Annotated in this window: 16 protein-coding genes; 12 read left to right on the top strand and 4 right to left on the bottom strand. The window is 46.7% G+C overall.

Annotated features, from left to right (window positions below; all coding sequences use genetic code 11):
• Nucleotides 1–116: 116 nt before the first annotated feature.
• The 8 genes from EC604_RS08710 (at nucleotide 117) to EC604_RS08675 (ending at nucleotide 10,015) form a co-directional block, all read left to right on the top strand.
• Nucleotides 117–1,820: a glycoside hydrolase family 13 protein gene (locus EC604_RS08710; protein WP_123063772.1), complete on the top strand. Its 1,704-nt coding sequence runs from the start codon at nucleotides 117–119 to the stop codon at nucleotides 1,818–1,820.
• Nucleotides 1,821–2,016: 196 nt separating this feature from the next.
• Nucleotides 2,017–2,709: a metal-dependent hydrolase gene (locus tag EC604_RS08705; RefSeq protein ID WP_123063771.1), complete on the top strand. Its 693-nt coding sequence runs from the start codon at nucleotides 2,017–2,019 to the stop codon at nucleotides 2,707–2,709.
• A 240-nt stretch (nucleotides 2,710–2,949) separates the two neighbouring features.
• Nucleotides 2,950–4,305, top strand: a complete 1,356-nt coding sequence (dctA, locus tag EC604_RS08700) for a C4-dicarboxylate transporter DctA (RefSeq protein ID WP_123063770.1) — start codon at nucleotides 2,950–2,952, stop codon at nucleotides 4,303–4,305.
• Nucleotides 4,306–4,590: 285 nt separating this feature from the next.
• Nucleotides 4,591–6,306 (top strand): alpha,alpha-phosphotrehalase, encoded by a 1,716-nt coding sequence (treC, locus tag EC604_RS08695; protein ID WP_123063769.1) that lies wholly within the window; start codon nucleotides 4,591–4,593, stop codon nucleotides 6,304–6,306.
• Nucleotides 6,307–6,343: 37 nt separating this feature from the next.
• Nucleotides 6,344–8,338 carry a PTS system trehalose-specific EIIBC component gene (gene treP / locus EC604_RS08690; protein WP_123063768.1) on the top strand — a complete coding sequence of 665 codons (1,995 nt, stop codon included), beginning with the start codon at nucleotides 6,344–6,346 and terminating at the stop codon, nucleotides 8,336–8,338.
• Nucleotides 8,339–8,581: 243 nt separating this feature from the next.
• A complete protein-coding gene (locus tag EC604_RS08685; RefSeq protein ID WP_123063767.1) occupies nucleotides 8,582–9,436 on the top strand; it encodes a chemotaxis protein in 855 nt (284 codons plus the stop codon).
• Nucleotides 9,437–9,473: 37 nt separating this feature from the next.
• Nucleotides 9,474–9,737 carry a YkgJ family cysteine cluster protein gene (locus tag EC604_RS08680; RefSeq protein WP_123063766.1) on the top strand — a complete coding sequence of 88 codons (264 nt, stop codon included), beginning with the start codon at nucleotides 9,474–9,476 and terminating at the stop codon, nucleotides 9,735–9,737.
• A gap of 74 nt (nucleotides 9,738–9,811) precedes the next feature.
• Nucleotides 9,812–10,015, top strand: a complete 204-nt coding sequence (locus tag EC604_RS08675; RefSeq protein WP_123063765.1) for a hypothetical protein — start codon at nucleotides 9,812–9,814, stop codon at nucleotides 10,013–10,015.
• An 87-nt stretch (nucleotides 10,016–10,102) separates the two neighbouring features.
• Here EC604_RS08675 and EC604_RS08670 read toward each other — a convergent pair whose 3' ends face one another.
• Nucleotides 10,103–11,437 (bottom strand): MFS transporter, encoded by a 1,335-nt coding sequence (locus tag EC604_RS08670; RefSeq protein WP_123063764.1) that lies wholly within the window; start codon nucleotides 11,435–11,437, stop codon nucleotides 10,103–10,105.
• A 77-nt stretch (nucleotides 11,438–11,514) separates the two neighbouring features.
• Nucleotides 11,515–12,231: an O-methyltransferase gene (locus EC604_RS08665; RefSeq protein WP_123063763.1), complete on the bottom strand. Its 717-nt coding sequence runs from the start codon at nucleotides 12,229–12,231 to the stop codon at nucleotides 11,515–11,517.
• A 174-nt stretch (nucleotides 12,232–12,405) separates the two neighbouring features.
• Here EC604_RS08665 and EC604_RS08660 point away from each other — a divergent pair, with 174 nt between their 5' ends.
• Nucleotides 12,406–13,305: a LysR family transcriptional regulator gene (locus EC604_RS08660; protein WP_123063762.1), complete on the top strand. Its 900-nt coding sequence runs from the start codon at nucleotides 12,406–12,408 to the stop codon at nucleotides 13,303–13,305.
• Nucleotides 13,306–13,362: 57 nt separating this feature from the next.
• Here the strand turns inward: EC604_RS08660 and EC604_RS08655 are convergent, their stop codons facing one another.
• Nucleotides 13,363–14,088, bottom strand: a complete 726-nt coding sequence (locus EC604_RS08655) for a YoaK family protein (RefSeq protein WP_123063814.1) — start codon at nucleotides 14,086–14,088, stop codon at nucleotides 13,363–13,365.
• Between the two features lie 232 nt (nucleotides 14,089–14,320).
• Here EC604_RS08655 and EC604_RS08650 point away from each other — a divergent pair, with 232 nt between their 5' ends.
• Nucleotides 14,321–15,067 (top strand): GTP pyrophosphokinase, encoded by a 747-nt coding sequence (locus EC604_RS08650; protein ID WP_123063813.1) that lies wholly within the window; start codon nucleotides 14,321–14,323, stop codon nucleotides 15,065–15,067.
• A 46-nt stretch (nucleotides 15,068–15,113) separates the two neighbouring features.
• Nucleotides 15,114–16,349 (top strand): multidrug effflux MFS transporter, encoded by a 1,236-nt coding sequence (locus EC604_RS08645; protein ID WP_123063761.1) that lies wholly within the window; start codon nucleotides 15,114–15,116, stop codon nucleotides 16,347–16,349.
• Nucleotides 16,350–16,423: 74 nt separating this feature from the next.
• Here the strand turns inward: EC604_RS08645 and EC604_RS08640 are convergent, their stop codons facing one another.
• Nucleotides 16,424–17,056 carry a hypothetical protein gene (locus EC604_RS08640; protein ID WP_123063760.1) on the bottom strand — a complete coding sequence of 211 codons (633 nt, stop codon included), beginning with the start codon at nucleotides 17,054–17,056 and terminating at the stop codon, nucleotides 16,424–16,426.
• 254 nt (nucleotides 17,057–17,310) lie between these two features.
• Between EC604_RS08640 and EC604_RS08635 the strand changes: the two genes are divergently transcribed.
• Nucleotides 17,311–17,931, top strand: coding sequence for a flavin reductase family protein (locus tag EC604_RS08635; protein WP_123063759.1), 621 nt, complete (start codon nucleotides 17,311–17,313; stop codon nucleotides 17,929–17,931).
• The last annotated feature ends 148 nt before the right edge of the window (nucleotides 17,932–18,079 follow it).

Below are 18,079 nucleotides of genomic sequence, written 5' to 3'. Positions count from 1 at the left end.
TGCGGTTTCGGGCCTTTTGTCTTTTTGTATAAAACCTAAGTTCAGGTGTTTATAAGGGTTTCTTTTCGGATAAAACATATTAACGGGTGAATTGCTTCACAAGAGAAGAAAGCGAGGTGGGTGTTATCGTTTGGTGGAAGGAAAGTGTGGTATATCAGATTTATCCAAGCAGCTTTAAAGACAGCGACGGAGATGGATATGGCGATTTGCAGGGAATTTATGAAAAGCTTGATTATTTGCAAAAACTCGGCGTGGACGTCATCTGGCTGTGTCCCATCTATGATTCACCAGGTCATGATAACGGATATGATATCCGAGATTACTACGCGATTTTACGAAAATATGGGACGATGGAGGACTTTGACCGGCTGCTTGCTGAAGCGCATAAGCGCGGACTCAAAGTCATGATGGATCTTGTACTGAATCATACTTCGGATGAACATGCCTGGTTTGCGGAATCCCGTTCTTCCAAAACCAATGCAAGGCGTGACTATTACATCTGGCGTTCCGGTAAAAACGGGCAGGTGCCGAACAACTGGGAGTCTTATTTCGGGGGTTCGGTGTGGAAGCATGACCCGGAAACGAACGAATATTATATGCATCTATACTCGGAGCATCAACCCGATCTGAACTGGAATAATCCGGAGATGGCTGAAGAAATGTACGAGATGGTGCATTGGTGGCTGGAAAAAGGGGTGGATGGCTTCCGCTTTGACGCAGTAGCCCATATCGCCAAAGCCGATGGCTTGCCAAATGCACATAACCCGAACAACCTGCCTGTCGTGCAGGCGTATGAGCTGTTTTCCAATCTGGAGCAGGTCCATTCCATCCTCCGCAAGTTGAATCAGATGATTCTAAAGCCGTACGGGCCGATGACGGTCGGAGAAACTTCAGGACTTGGGCCCGAGCAGGCTTTAGCTTATGTAGGTACGGATCGGGATGAATTAAACATGGTGTTCCAGTTTGAGCACATGTTCATTGATGCCCGGTCTTCGGGCATTGGGAAATGGAACTATAAACCTTGGAAGCTCACGGAGCTAAAAGAAATCATGAGCCGCTGGCAGACGGTACTGCATGGCCGGGGCTGGAACGCCAATTATATGGGGAACCATGATCAGCCGCGTCCGGTGTCGCGTTTTGGAGATGACGGGAAATACCGCGTGCGTTCTGCACAGATGCTCGCTACCTGGATGTTAACGCTGGAAGGCACACCGTACATCTATCAGGGGGAAGAGATTGGCATGACCAACGTATCGTTCCCTGAGATTGACCAATACCGGGATATCGAAACAAAAAATTATTACAATCATTATATTGGCCAAGGGAAATCCAAGCATGAGGTGATGGAGGCCATCTGGCTAAAAAGTCGGGATAATGCACGAACGCCCATGCAATGGGATGAATCCGAGCATGCAGGTTTTACGGCAGGTGATCCTTGGATTGAAGTGAACAGCAATTATAAGGACATCAATGTGGCGGATGCGGAGACGGACCCACATTCCATTCTGCATTATTACCGTAAATTAATCACATTGCGCAAGCAAAATCGGGTGTTGATTTATGGAGCATATGAACTGCTTTTGCCAGATGACCCGGAAATTTATGCATATACACGTACACTGGATGATGAGCAGTGGTTAATCGTGATGAATTTTAGTGCAAACGAGCCAGAGATGATATGGCCAGAAGGCTGGAATGCAGAAGACTGCAAATTAATGATTGGCAACGTGAGCAGGCGTTATTCAACCGATGAAGGAGCTATTTTATTGCAACCCTATGAAGCGAGGGTGTATTGCAAGAAGCGCAAGAGCGGCGAGTAAGCAATGCGCAAGCAACGTGTGAAAGTGATTATTCTGTATTGCTGGCTGACGAACGTCGTAACAAGGAATGCAGTTTTGCGCTCGCAGAGCGTTCTGAATTATAATAATTAAAAAATATAGCTTAATATAAGTTGAATTTTTTTGTTCACACAGAGATGTCAAGGACAACTTATATCAATGTCAGGAGGAATCTGAATTGTTGAATATTACGTACCACGGACACTCCAGTGTACAACTGGGCACAGAAAATAAATCACTCGTGATTGATCCATTTTTGCGTGGCAATGAGTTAGCGGTAACCAAACCAGAGGACATCAAGACGAATGTAGTCCTGTTGACACATGCACACATGGATCACATTCTGGATGCTGAACCGATCGCCAAAGCAAATAATGCCAAAGTGGTGGCGATTGTGGAATTGGCTACATATATGTCATGGAAGGGTCTGGATACCCTCGGCATGAATATGGGCGGTACGGTGGATCTGGAGTTTGCCAAAGCGAAAATGATTCAGGCGTTCCATACGTCCGGTATTGTGCTGGAAGAAGAGCAACGGATTATGTATGCAGGTTTGCCTGCCGGATTTATCATTGATATTGGTGGTAAAACGGTGCTGCATGCCGGAGATACAAGTCTCTTCGGCGATATGAAGATGATTGGGGATCGGCATCAAATCGATGTTGCCTTCCTGCCTATTGGTGGACATTATACAATGGGGCCTGAAGATGCACTACAGGCAGCGGAATGGTTTAATGCCAAACTGACGATTCCCGTTCATTATGATACCTTCCCTGCGATTCGTCAGGATGCAGAGCATTTTGTACAGCAACTGGCTTCCAAAGGATTAGAGGGTCGTGTGCTGGCACCTGGTGAGTCCATTTCCCTGTAAAAAGGAAGCTGATTTGAGGTCAGTTTCATAATCATAAAAATTTATAAAAAGCGAATGATGCGTCAAGAAAGATGATGCGTCATTCGCTTTTTTGTGCTGAGTATTCAATTTTGAGGGCAATTATTGGTCACCATCACAAAATGAACGAAATGGCATTGTAGCTTGAAAGTCAGCAATGATATAAAAAGTTACACGGAAACCAACCGGATATCCGAAACGATTGCAAACGGGGGAGCGTTCATGACATTTGTGAAATCTTTATTTTTTCAGATCATTGCAGCAGTAGTCATCGGTATTGGAGTAGGTATTCTGTGGCCCGATCTAGGAAGTCTATTGCAACCCTTGGGTACAGGCTTTATCAAATTAATCAAGATGCTGATTGCACCGTTGATTTTTATGGTCATCGTTACAGGTATCGCCAAAATGGGCGATCTGAAGTCTGTTGGTCGAATCGGACTTAAAGCGATTCTGTGGTTTGAGCTTGCCACAACGGTTGCACTTGTGCTTGGTTTATGCACAGCCAATCTGCTTCGTCCAGGGGCGGGAATGAATGTAGATCCTGCCAGCATTGACGCCAGCGGAATTGAGGCAAAAACAAAGGGGTCCGAGCTTCCGCACACGGTTGATTTTATTATGAACATTATTCCAACAAGTGTGGTGGATGCGTTTGCCCAGAATGCCTTGCTGCAAGTGCTGCTTGTTGCCTGTCTGTTCGGGGTTGCCTTGGCAGCCACGGAGAATAAGGCCAAGGAGAATGTACTGAACCTGGTGGAACAGCTGCTTGGGATCGTGTTCCGGATGATCGGTTATATTATGAAGCTGGCTCCGGTAGGCGCTTTTGGTGCAATGGCCTACACCATAGGGGCGTACGGGGCGTCCACCCTTTCGTCTTTTGGATTGTTAATATTGGCTTGTTACGGTGCTGCCCTGTTGTTCCTGATGCTATTAGCGCTGGCTGCCTGGTGGATTACAGGGCTGAACTTTATACAGTTTGTCCGATACACTCGTTCAGAAGTGATGCTTGCGATTGGAACAGGCTCTTCAGAAGTTGTGATGCCGCGTATGATGGACAAGCTGACGAAGGCGGGGTGTGACCGTGCAGTCGTTGGACTGGTCGTACCTACGGGATACTCATTTAATCTGGATGGGGCTTCCATATATCTATCGTTAGCGACGGTTTTTGTTGCCCAGGCTGTTGGTATTGATCTGACCTTGGGTCAGGAGATCACCATTCTGTTAGTGCTGATGCTAAGCTCGAAAGGCATGGCGGGTGTTCCCGGCTCAGCGTTTCTTGCTCTGTCAGCTACGGCGGCGGCAGTGAATGCTTTTCCCGTAGCAGCAGTGGCTCTGCTGCTTGGAGCAGACCGTTTTATGGATACGATGCGTGTTTTCACGAACTTGATGGGGAACTGTGTAGCGGCATTTGTAGTTGCCAGATGGGAAGGACTGCTGGATCAGAAACGGATGCGTGCTGTGCTCTCCGGTGAGATTAGTGCCGCTGAACTGGAAGCAGAAGAAAAGGCTGCGCGATCTGCTTTGAAGCTGAATCTCCGAGAGAATCAGGGCCAATCTCTAGCAACACCTGAGGTACTTTAATTGTAAAATAGTTTGAAGCTATATCTTTCAACCGTCTGAAAAACCGGGATAAATCCAGGGGAACAGACGGTTTTTTTGCGATGTAATACACATATCATGGAGTTTGCGAGACGAATTCCTCAAATAAATGTTACAGCCAAAACATTAATGGGGAATGAGTAGGAGAGAAGAAGAACAACCATATTTGCGTTTCAACTTGTATATACATGTTTACTTATGTAATATAGATGAAGAAGTTAACAGGTGGGTTAGATAAGAGCAATACGACATATTGGAGGCGTTAACATGAGTTCAAAACATAAGGAGCCGTCCACATGGTGGAAGAAGTCAACGGTATACCAGGTATATCCGAAGAGTTTCAATGATACAACGGGATCGGGAACGGGGGACATCCGGGGGTTAACCGAGAAGCTGGATTATTTGCAGCACTTGGGGATCGACATTGTTTGGCTGCAGCCCGTATACGTATCCCCGCAGCGGGATAATGGGTATGACGTAGCAGACTATTACCGCATCAACCCTGACTATGGAACGATGGAAGATTTCGATGGATTGCTTGCCGAGTTGAAAGCGCGTGACATGAAGCTGATGATTGACATTGTGGTGAATCACTCCTCAACCGATCATGAATGGTTCAAGCAGTCTCGTTCATCGAAGGATAATCCTTATCGGGATTATTACATATGGAGAGACCCCGCGCCGGACGGTGGTGTACCGAACAACTGGCAATCCAAATTTGGCGGGCCAGCGTGGCAGTATGATGAGCAGACCGGACAATATTTTCTAACGTTGTTTGATCAAACGCAGGCAGACCTGAACTGGGAGAATGAAGAAGTACGCAAGGCTGTACGCGACATGATCAAGTTCTGGGCGGAAAAGGGAGTCGATGGATTCCGGATGGACGTCATTAACCTCATCTCCAAAGACCAGCGTTTCCCGGACGACGATGGCAGCGTGTCGCCAGGCGATGGACGCAAGTATTACACGGATGGACCGCGCGTGCACGAGTATATTACGGAAATGTACGATGAGGTATTTGGACCCTATAACATGGTGACGGTGGGGGAGATGTCCTCAACCACGCTTGCGCACTGTATTCGTTATTCCAATCCGGCTTCAAGAGAGTTCTCGATGACCTTTAACTTCCATCACCTGAAGGTGGATTATCCGGATGGACAGAAATGGGAGCTCATGCCATACGATTTTGAATCCTTGAAGCAACTGTTCAGTGAGTGGCAGACCGGAATGCAAGCTGGTGGCGGCTGGAATGCGCTTTTCCTGAACAACCATGATCAACCTCGTGCGTTATCCCGTTTCGCAGATGATGGAGAATACCGTGTGGAGAGTGCCAAAATGCTGGCGACGACTCTGCATGGATTACAAGGTACGCCTTATGTCTATCAGGGCGAAGAGATTGGTATGCCCAATCCCGTTTGGAATGATATTAGCGAGTTTCGCGATATTGAGTCCACGAATATGTATCGTTTGTTGCAGGAAGAGCGGGGCAAAACGGCCGAAGAGGCTTTCCATATTGTGAAGGAGCGTTCCCGGGATAATTCCCGAACACCGATGCAGTGGGACGGTACGGCTAATGCTGGATTCACAACCGGAACACCTTGGCTCAAGGTGGATGAGAGATATCCGTCCATTCATGTGGAAGAACAGATGGCCAACCCGGATTCCATCTATCATCATTACCGGAAGTTGATCGCTCTGCGCAAAGAGGTGGATGTGCTGACTGACGGTTTGTACGAACGGTTGGATGATGCGCACCCGGAGGTATTTGCATACGCACGAACCAATGGGAACGAGACATTAGTTGTGGTGTCAAATTTCCGCAAACTGGATACAGCATTTCAAGTTCCTGAAGCGGTCTGGAACAACCATATTGCAGATAAATCACCTGAGCTGCTTATCAGTAATACCGAAGTTAAACCTGAGCTGAAGCAGCAAATCACGCTCAGTCCGTATGCCTCTTATATGTGGCTAATCAAGCAGTAACAGAATAAATTCCATTTTATAAATAGGAAGTGACACTATGGCAATCGATAAAAAACAGGTCGAAGAGATCGTCCGGGCCGTCGGCGGCAAAGACAATATTGAAGCGGCGACACACTGTGTGACACGGCTACGGTTTGCTCTATATGATGAGGACAAAGTGGATACAGAGCTTCTCGATCAGAATGATCTGGTGAAGGGGCAGTTCTCCTCTCAAGGTCAATTCCAGGTCGTCATCGGACCAGGTCTGGTGGATAAAGTTTATGAAGAGATGATTCAGATTACCGGAGGCGAACGGTCTTCCAAAGATGATGTGAAGGCAGCCGCGGGCAAAAAGCAGAATCCGTTGCAGCGTGCGATCAAAACGCTCTCGGACATTTTCATTCCGATCTTGCCAGCAATCATTACCGCGGGTCTGTTGCTCGGGATTAACAACATTTTGACAGGCCCCGGTATCTTCTTTGATGGAAAATCATTAGTGGATGTGTACCCGGCATGGAAAGACCTTGCCTCCATCATTAATACCATAGCAAGCACTGCGTTTACATTCCTGCCAGCTTTGATCGGTTGGTCAGCGGTGACCCGATTCGGCGGCAGTCCGCTGCTCGGGATTGTGCTGGGTCTGATTCTGGTACATCCCGATCTGCTGAGTGCATATGGTTACGCTGATGCGGTGAACAAAGGCACGGTTCCGACTTGGAATCTGTTTGGCTGGGAGATTGAGAAGATCGGTTATCAGGGTCAGGTTCTACCTGTATTGGTATCGGCTTATCTGCTTGCCAAGATGGAAATTTTCCTGAATAAAAGAGTGCATGATTCTATTAAATTGCTGGTCGTAGCTCCTGTGACATTGCTGGTTACCGGTTTTCTGGCATTTACGATTATCGGACCGGTTACATTTGCAATTGCAAACGCCATCACATCCGGTTTGATTTACATCTATGATTCGTATGCTGCGTTAGGTGGTTTGATCTATGGTGGTCTGTATGCGTTACTTGTTATTACCGGTATGCACCATACGTTCCTTGCGGTAGACGTACAGCTGATTGGTAGCCAAGGTGGTACTTTCCTGTGGCCAATGCTGGCTTTGTCCAATATTGCGCAGGGTTCGGCAGCACTTGCGATGATGCTGGTATTACGTGAGAAGAAAATGAGGGGGCTTGCAGCAACCTCGTCCGTATCCGCTTTCCTCGGTGTGACCGAACCAGCCATTTTTGGTGTGAATATTCGTTACCGTTACCCGTTTATCTTCGGTATGGTCGGTTCCGCCATTGGTGGTGTACTGCTTACGATGAATAATGTTCAGGCCACATCCATCGGTGTAGGCGGTGTGCCTGGATTCCTGTCCATTTTCCCGGATAAATGGGGCGTGTTCTTTATCGGTATGGCCATCGTTCTGGTAGTTCCGTTCCTGTTGACCGTTGTGTTTGGACGGGCGAAGTTGAGAAAAGAAGATCAACTTACGGCGAAGGGAGGGTCGGCTTCGGGAATCACATCCACTGAGACAGCAGCAGGAACAGAGATGGCTGAACGTAATCGTAGTGCAGCGAAGCCTGGAAATGCATCTGCCAAAACAATCGAAGTCATGGCGCCATTGACGGGTACAGCGGTACCGCTGGAGCAAGTTCCTGACCCGGCTTTTGCTGAGAAACAAATGGGTGCAGGCATCGCAATCGAACCTTCGGGGAATCAAGTGGTTGCCCCGTTTGATGCAAAAGTGGCACATGTGATTAAGAGTAAACACGCGGTTATATTGGAACATGCGAGCGGACTTCAAGTGTTAATTCATGTCGGCATTAATACGGTATCACTTAAAGGTGAAGGTTTCTCTATGTACGTAGACACGGGTGATCGCGTGAGAGCCGGGGAGAAGCTGCTTGAATTTGACCGAACCGTCATCGAAAATGCGGGTTATCCACTCATTACGCCTGTCATTATCCCGGATGGTCAGGATATGGTTGAACGGGTTGAAACGGTGACAGGAGATGTCACTTCAAGTCAGAACGGCGTTCTCAAAATTTATCTGAAAGGATAAATTGATATTTGCTTGTAGTCAAAAGGAGCTGTGAAACCTACAGCTTCTTTTGGCATTTACAGGTGTGATTTTCCATAGGCATCATGATAAAATAGTTATGTGATCAAGTAATTACAAATTTTGATAATAAGTCGAAGTGGGCACGTTTGGCGTTTAAGTTGAATGTCAGTCATACGGAGAAAAAGCAGTTCATACAGTGGGTGTACAAGGAGCGTTCCTAGTCAAATGATAAGGAGGAGAGCCATGACTCGGGTAGCGGTGATGGTCATTCATGGACTGGGTATGCAAAAAGAAGACTACGCTGACAAGCTGATCGCTTGCTTGAGCAGAGAAATGGAACGTGTCATGGTGCTGCCAGGCGCCGCGAAACAGATGCTCGATATTGAACCCGTCTTCTGGGCCGACGTGTTCGAGGAGCGAGAAGAGGCTTTGTTTCAACAGTTGGTTCGTTCACCGGGATTAAACTACCAGGCATTACGCCGTTTTGTCATTCATTATCTCGCCGATGCGGTGGCATATCAGCCCGTAGAGAACCAAGGACATCATTATGATGCCGTGCATCGAACGCTACATCAGGCCATGCACGTTCTCGCACAGCGTAATGGGCCAGAAGCGCCGCTTTGTGTCGTCGCCCATAGTCTCGGAGCTGTCATTGCAAGCAACTTTTTCTATGATCTGCAGTATCCGTCATCTAATCGAATGCCGGAAATTGTGGATGTGAACTCGGCTTTGGAGCGTGGAGATACGCTGACCAATTTTTACTCCTTTGGCACAACACTGCCGCTATGGAGTTTGCGCTATGAACATTTCAGCCGGCCCATTCAGGTGCCTGCGCCGCAAGCCACGCATCACTTTCCACGACTGGAAGGGGAGTGGGTTAATTTTTATGAAAGCAACGATATTCTGGGCTATCCGCTACGTCCTATCGATCCGGCTTATGCGTCGGCTGTGAAGGAGGATATTAAGGTTCACGTCGGTGGACCAGCTACAAGTTGGAATCCACTGAGTCATGGAGGGTACTTTACCAGTGAGCATATGAACCGCAGAATCGCTCAAGGGTTAGCACGAACATGGACATGGGTAAATCGCTCAAAGTAACAGCGTGTTATAAGAGGCAAATGAAGGAGGAAATATCATGGAATGCAGGACGGGATGTGCCGCATGTTGTATTGCCATATCCATATCATCACCGATTCCCGGCATGCCTGAAGGCAAACCCGCGGGAGTGCGATGTATCCAACTGACGGACGATAATCGTTGCGGTATATTCGGTCAGGCGGGCCGCCCGGCGGTATGTAGTGGATTGCAGGCTGAGGAAGAAATGTGCGGCCGCACCAATCAGGAAGCATTTCATATTTTGACACAGTTGGAACGGCAGACAGCACCAGGCCTAAGGTGAAAGGACTTGTTTGATTATAGAAGGTTAATTATACTTAATATGGAATATTATTGATTATGAAAGGGGGATTAATAATGGATTGGATAAAACGTCTACTGAAAGTGGTTGGCCATATGATGAGCGATCTGTGGATGGGGTCTTATCGCCGCAACTCCGATCATTATGATGAACAAGCTCCAAGTCCAGAAAATAAACCGAGATATTACACTTTTGTTGTTCTAGCAACGTTAGTCACGGTGGGTATAGTCGTTCTTATGTATAATCCAAAATACTGGTAGGTCATCAAGGGGAAATAATCAGAAAAAAGAGAGTATCCTGTGAATGCTGCAGCATTCACAGGATACTCTTTTTTTAGTTGTATATGATTAGGATCTGTCTGCAAGAACAGCAACAGAAGGCTTGGGCTCTCTAAACATAAAGAAGTACATCAGGGAAGAAATGACGTAGAGACAACCCGTAATGCTGAACGTAATCGCGTATCCCCAATAGGTTCCATATGTAGTAACCAGATATGACTGTACTGGTCCCATCGTAGCCCAACCAATCATAAACGAAGTTTGCATCATAGAGTTAGCTATCCCGCGGCGTTTATCCGAGATCCGATCCACTAATATGGCAGAATGAATTGGATTAGCAGCATTCATGAGGGCTTGTCTGAACAAAAAGCTGACAGATGCAATGAAAAGCAGGTTCGTAAAACCTGTGAATAACAGGAAGGGCAGCGATAATACTTGAAAAATAACTACGGCTCGTACACTGCCAACTTTGGCAGCTAACGTTGGGCCAATCAGCATGGATACAATGGTCATAATCTGACCGAGTGCAATCAGGATGCTCATGCCGCTTAACGATACGGCGAAGCGATTCGTAAAATACAAATTCAGATAAGGCACAACGAGCCCTGATCCTAAGCCGATCAGCAACTGTGTCACAATAAACTGACCAATCAGCTTGCTATCTCTTTTTTTAATACGTGTGTCATCATCAATGGGCAATGGTGTAATCACAGCACGAGTAAGCTCTGCTTCAGCCCCCCGAACAGAGTGTTGGCGAGGCTGAAGCTGTTTCGGTTTTAGATCTGTCCGAGACTCCTGATTCTCGGTTACAAAAAGCAACGGAATAAATGCCGCTAGTGTCGCAGCTCCGCCCATAAATAGTACCGTCTGCAATCCGGTGACTTTGGCCATGCCGGCAGAATGAAGCACGTCTGCAAGCACGCCTCCGCCCAGACTGCCAAGAACCTGAGAAGCCAGCACCAAAGAGGAATAATAACTGAACATTTTGAGGCGCTGGCTTTTTTTGACGTTCTCTGCGAGATAAGGAATGGCAAGTACCTGGAAAACACCAGCAAACAGGCCGGAAAATACAGCAAACCAAATCAACCCGCTCGCGGCATAATCGAAGGATCGTCCGATTAGAAAAGCACCGCTGAATAGCGCCCCGATAATCAACAGTTTTTTGCGGCTGAACTTGTCACCGCTAAATCCAATAGGAATGAACATAATTGCTGTAGCAAGAGATTGGATACTGACAATTTGGCCATTCATGGTGTCATCGTAACCTAAGCCTTGAATGTACAGATTATAAAGAACCGAGAACATGCCGTTTCCGATCTGATACAGCAGACTTGCCAGAAAGAACAGTTGAATATTGCGAGACCACCCGCCAATTTCAACATGAATCTGTCGTAAAGCTCTCAAGTAACTCCCTCCAGTCTGCCTGTGCAGTGATACCAGTGTAACAGGAAAGGCAGATTTTCGGAAGAATTGACCACTGTTTATTTTGTTGCAGGGGTATCTGTGACACGAGCAATCACAAATCCGTCGTATCCTTTACTGCCTACGGTTTGTAGTGCCGTGGCTTCAAGATGGGGGTGATTTCCGATGCATTCGAGAAAGGTTCGAACCCCTTGAACTCTTGCGTCTTCACTGTCGGAGTGAATGACTTCCCCATCCCTGACAATATTATCTCCGATGATCAAGCTTCCTGGTCGTGTCAGACGTAAAGCCCATCTCAGGTAATCCGGATTACTCGGTTTATCAGCATCGATGAAAATCAGATCAAAGGGTTCAGGGTACTCTTCCTTTATATCGGGGAGGGAGGTTAGTGCCGGGCCTACTCGAAGATCTACTTTGTGCATTAGTCCAGCTCGGGTCAGATTGGCTTGTGCAATTTCCGCATGTTTAGGTTCTGACTCCAGCGAAACGATTCGTCCATGGTCTGGCAGAGCTCTGGCCATCCAGATGGTGCTGTATGCACCTAGAGTTCCAATCTCCAGTACGCGCGAGGCCCCCTGTATTTTCAGCAATAGCTGAAGGAACTTTCCTTGATTCGGTGTGACATCATGTGACGGTAGTCCTGCTGCAGCATTGGCTTCAAGTGCAGCTTCCAAGTCTTTGTCGTTTGGAATAAGAAGGCTGTTGATATAATGATCGACCTCATTCCAACGGGCCGGCTGGTTAACCTTGCTATCGTTCAAATCATACTTACTCATTACACATCTTCCTTTCTATGTTGCTGAATTAATATTTCTTATAATTCAACTATAGAGGTGGTTAACGTATAAATAAAATATATATTTTGTATGTTAATATATAAATAAGTTATACAATATGATGGTTAAAATTCTGGATCAATATTCCAGTAAGCAAGGAAGAGGCGAAAATGTATGAACTTGCATGGATTACGACTGTTTCACGCCATTGTGAGGTACGGCGGAGTTACCCGGGCTGCGGAAGAATTGAATATCAGTCAACCAGCGGTATCTTCTCAGGTAAAAAAGTTTGAGCGTGAACTAGGCATAGGGCTGTTCGGTTCCGAAGGGCGAAAGCTTGTACTCACAGATGCAGGAAAACAATTAATGGAATATGCCGAGCGTTTGTTCATGCTGGAACAGGAAGTGGAACAATTTGTAGAGGACATGAGGGAGGGGAAAAAAGGACTGATTCGCCTTACCGCGACTTATCTGCCGTCCAATTTTTTGCTGCCGCGTTGGATTGCCACGTTTAAGCAGACACATGAGGAGGTCGAGCTTGTCGTAAGCACAAGCAATACACAGATGGCTTTTGACCAGTTGCTTCGTTATGAAGCCGAGATTGCGATATACGGAGGAAGTGGAGTCAGTCATCCGGGTGTGCATTGGGATAAGTTATTCGAGGATGAAATGTGGTTTGTGGTGCATCCGGATCATCCGTATGCAGGTCAAAACATTACATTGCACGAGATGATGGCTGAGCCATTCATTATGCGTGAGAAAGGCAGTGCGACAAGAGAACGACTGGCTGCCTTGTGTACGACCAATAACCTGCCCTCTCCACGAATAACACTTCAGTTCAACGGATTGAACGAAACGATTAGTGCAGTAAAGGCAGGATATGGTGCCAATTTCATCTCATCCCTTGTTGTAAGAGAGGACGTTAATCAAGGCAAACTTGCCCGTGTATATGTACAAAACGTACAGTTACAGAATACGATTGCCATCTGTACACGGGCAGGAGAACAGTTGTCGCCAGCGGCAAAACAATTGGTTCAATGGATCAGGCAAGAAGCACTTGCCATGCATTCTTGAATAAATTGTTCAATATTGTGAACGTGTTTCAGCAGCACATAATCGCAAGATGTCCTCTCACTCAGGATTACGATGTAGCTCCAGCTCTTTCCCCCAAGACGCGAATCTTGCTTGAAATGTAACACCGGCGATGACCAGTACAGGAATCCAGACCGCTATTAGAGGCATATGATGGAAAAGCAATGCTGCGACGATGACCCCGCCGAGATAGATCACAACGGCACCTGCTCGCAGGTAGGCGTCAGTGGACAGTGCTTTGGGCAAGGAGCGGATATTGGCATGTTTTAACCGATGAAGGATGCTTACAGCATCTTCAATCACGGCTGCCAGATTATTGGTGAGCACCGTTGTAGAGATTCCCGCAATACCAATTCTTCGGGCAACCGTTGTTTGCATCCCCATGGCGACCGCAAGCAGTACAATTAACAGATAAGATAATGGCTCGGAAAAGGGACTGATCATAAGGATTGCAAACAGCAGAAGCAGTATGCTTTCAACGGAGAATACGGCAGTAACACGCGGGGACCAGCCATTTATGGTTTTGGTCTTTCCAAGCATATGTGCCGCGATTGCATTCCCCGCAATAAACCCGATGAGGGCAAGCAAAGAACGCAGTACGACAAATTCCTGAGCACGGGCAATCGCGATGCCTAGCAGTACAATATTTCCTGTCATATTGGCTGTGAGTACATGTCCAAGCCCTAGATATCCGATGACATCGACCATACCGGCGGACATGCAGAGCAGTAACATGGCGTATTTCTGGAGGTGATTGTGATTCATATTTTCCCGTCCTTTCAAGCAAACATAACTTCTCCAGTATACAGCTATTGTACCGCCTTCTTCAAAACGAAATCTGAACCAAAGCGGCACACGTACATTTCTAATATTCGTTTATTCATGTCAGATGTTTTATAATGTTATAGAAGACATGTCATAAGACCAGCGTTCGTACGAACGTATACATGTTGGTTATCAAATCATAGAGGTGTCAAAAGAAAGGAAGAAACTGATGATGAATGCTCCGCATCCGATTGACCAGTTCAAGAAATTCAAATACGAAATTACACGATTTATGATGATTTATAAATTTGCGTTGGATCAGATGGAAACTAAGATTGAAGTGCTAAAAGAAGAGTTCCAGTCCCTTCATGACTATAGTCCGATTGAGCATACCAAGTCGAGATTGAAGTCTCCCGAGAGCATTATGAATAAAATGTTCCGTAAAAATCACGAGCTGACGTTTGAAAGCATCAAGGAGAATATTAAAGATATTGCCGGTGTGCGTATTACATGTTCGTTCATTTCTGATATTTATCGAATTAAGGATATGCTTTGCAACCAAAGTGACTTGCGTGTTCTCGAAGTGAAGGATTACATCCAAAATCCGAAACCGAACGGGTATCAGAGTTTGCATCTGCTTGTTGAAGTTCCGGTATATATGTCCAATGGTGAGGAACGTGCCTGTGTGGAAATTCAGATTCGTACGATCGCGATGGATTTCTGGGCGAGTCTGGAACATAAAATCTTTTATAAATACAACAAAGATGTTCCGGAACATTTGACAAGAGAATTGAAGAATGCGGCGGATTCTGCCAACGCATTGGATCACCAAATGGAACGCTTGCACCGTGAGATCCAGGAGATCAAAGACGCCGAGAACGAGCGGGATGAAGAGGAGCTACGCCGCATTATTATTAATAACCAGCAGTTTACCTTACCGAACAACTTGCTAAGATTGCTTGGAGGCGGAGAGGACTAAGAATGGGCACTAGAGCACAATCTGAAGGCAAAGGAAATGTTTTTGGATGAAAAGTAAACCTGCGTCATTACACATCCCTGCTACGCCGCGAGTGAGAATGGCGCTAATTCTTGGGACGCTATCCGCCTTCGGACCGCTGTCTCTGGATATGTATCTGCCAGCCCTGCCAACGCTGGCGGATGAATTCGGCTCGTCCACTTCGTACGCTCAGCTAAGCCTGACAGCATGTATGATTGGGCTTGCGCTGGGCCAGCTGCTTGCGGGACCATTAAGCGATGTGAGAGGTCGCCGCATACCGCTGATTGCAGGACTTGTGCTATATACGATTACGTCGATATTATGCCTTGTCAGCCCAACGATGGGCTCGTTTGTTGTGTTACGTTTTATTCAAGGATTGGCCGGAGCGGCGGGGATCGTCATCGCGCGAGCGGTGGTGAGGGACGTATACGAGGGGCCAGAACTAACCCGGTTCTTTTCTTTGTTAATGCTTATTAATGGAGTGGCACCTATTGCAGCACCAATTATAGGTGGACAAATCCTTACGTATACTTCATGGCGAGGCGTTTTTATTTTGCTAAGTCTTATCGGTGCGCTCGCGCTTTTCGCGGTCATCTTTGGTTTGGGGGAGACGCTTCCGACACAAAAAAGATCGAGCGGGGGGCTTAAGCAGACGTTGCTGACGTTTGGCAGCATAGCGAGGAATCGCCGTTTTATGGGTTATGCTCTAACACAAGGTTTCGCAATGGCAGGCATGTTCGCTTACATATCGGGATCACCATTTGTTCTTCAGAAAATATACGGAGTATCCCCTCAAATGTTCAGTATATGTTTTGCCATTAACGGATTAGGCATTATTTTTGCCAGCCAGATTGCAGGTCGGCTTGCCGGTAAGGTATCGGAGACACGGCTGCTAATCGCCGGATTACTTATGGCGGCTGTCGGAGGAACTTCTTTACTTATTGCGATCCTTGCTGGAGGCGGGCTGATTTCAGTTCTAATCCCCCTATTTATGGTCGTGTCCAGTGTGGGGTTGATTAATACAGCATCGTTCGCGCTGGCTATGGCGGATCAGGCGAAAGCTGCTGGAAGTGCATCGGCGTTGATTGGTGTTATGACCTTTCTGTTCGGTGGACTCGTAGCTCCCCTTGTTGGTCTTGGAGGAGAACATACGGCTGTACCCATGGGAATTGTGATTGCATGTGCTGATCTGGGGGCATTGTTCTTGTATTTTGTCATGATCGGTAGAAGCAAACCGAAACAGACCATTTCTACAACTCCATAGTGCTTTGGTATAACCAGGAACGGCCCGCAGGGAAGCATAGTCTTCCAATGCGGGCCGTTTCAGTTTGTCTGCCACTAACAAAGGGCGAATAATATTTGGGTGTTGAGCAGAATTCCTGGTGTTTGATATGGATAGAAATAGCCGACAACGAAGCCGAACAGATTAATGGCAGGCCACATTAAATACACATCATTATACGTAAAAACGAGCGACCAGCGGTTATAACAGAAGTTAGGGAGTACACGCTGCTCTTGGTCGCGTGGCGCGGCTGCACCTGTCTGTGCAAATTGAACGGCTTGTGTCAAGCTTTGCGGTTGCTGCTGGAGGAAGAGTGGCAGTAGACCAGGACTGCTTTTGATAAGGTTATACAAAAATAACATCTCCGCTGGCGGCTGACCAACCGGGCGAGGATAGGCACTTAGCAAGGAAGGAAGATTTCCCTGAGCTAGCTGTGCGGGTACACCTGGAGCTGGGCCCGGACCAGGACCCGGCATGCCGCCAGGGAAATAGGGACCCGGAGGGGTACCTACACCGGGAACGAAAGGAGGATAGGAGCCTGGGCTTCCGGGAATGCCTGGCGGAGTTTGCCCTCCAGGGAGACTGCCTCCACCCGGGAAGAGTGGAGGGAATTGAATGGAACGATCTTCTCCGTAACTTGTATAACGACCATCATAATAACCTGCATAAGGGGAATAAACATGGTTCATGTTCCAGAACATCCTTCCTGTCATCTTATTCTGAAAACAGTCTATGACGGTATTCGCCTAGATGTGATTGTTTAACAAGTGTGTATTTCTAAACATGAGCAGTAAAGATGGGACATTCATGATTGCCGGCAAGTCTATACAAGTATTTTTTTGTTTTTATGGACAGTATGCATATATAATAACGATGAAGAAAGTAGAGGATTAAGAAGATGAGGATCAGCCTCATGCATGCGAGTAGGAGAGGGGACTTACATATGTATTCACTAAATCCGGAAGAACTTACGCCTAAAGATAATTATAAATTAATGAGCGGTTCGATCGTGCCCCGCCCGATTGCCTTTGTGACCACGCTCTCAGATCATGATGGAATCATTAATGCAGCGCCGTTTAGCTTTTTCAATGTCGTGAGCTCGGATCCGCCACTGTTATCCATCTCGGTTGGACGTAAAAATGGTGTAATGAAGGACACGGCACGCAATGTCCTCGCACATAATGAACTGGTTGTGCACATTTGTGACGAAAATATTATTGAAGACGTCAATGAAACGGCGGCTTTACTGGAACCGCATGAAAGTGAATTGGAAAGAACTCGTCTGACAACTGTACCCAGTTCCGTGGTCGCTGTACCCGGAATTCAGGAAGCCTTGATTCGGATGGAGTGCAAACTGTATCAGCATATTCCGATCTCGAATGATGCAGGCGTGCCTGTAAGTGACCTGCTTCTCGTGCGCATTGTGCATTATCATTTTAGCGAAAAGGTCTATCTTGCGGATAAAGGTTATATCTTGATGGATCAGTTAAAACCGGTCAGCCGTCTGGCAGGTAATGATTATGCCAAACTTGGTGATCGATTCACTGTCATTCGACCCGAATAAACAGCTGTGAAATGAACAGTGAGGACAGACAGCCCCATGTAGCATATACATGAGGCTATTTGTCTTTATTTCATTAGGAACATAATCATGTTTGATCATGAATAGACTTGTACTACATCAAGCATATCTCATGGTGTTAATCATAATT

It is taken from the genome of Paenibacillus amylolyticus, from assembly GCF_003719335.1.
GTDB classification, from domain to species: Bacteria; Bacillota; Bacilli; order Paenibacillales; family Paenibacillaceae; genus Paenibacillus; species Paenibacillus amylolyticus_D.
Note: the sequence above shows the minus strand (reverse complement) of the source record. Positions and strands in the feature narration are given on the sequence as shown.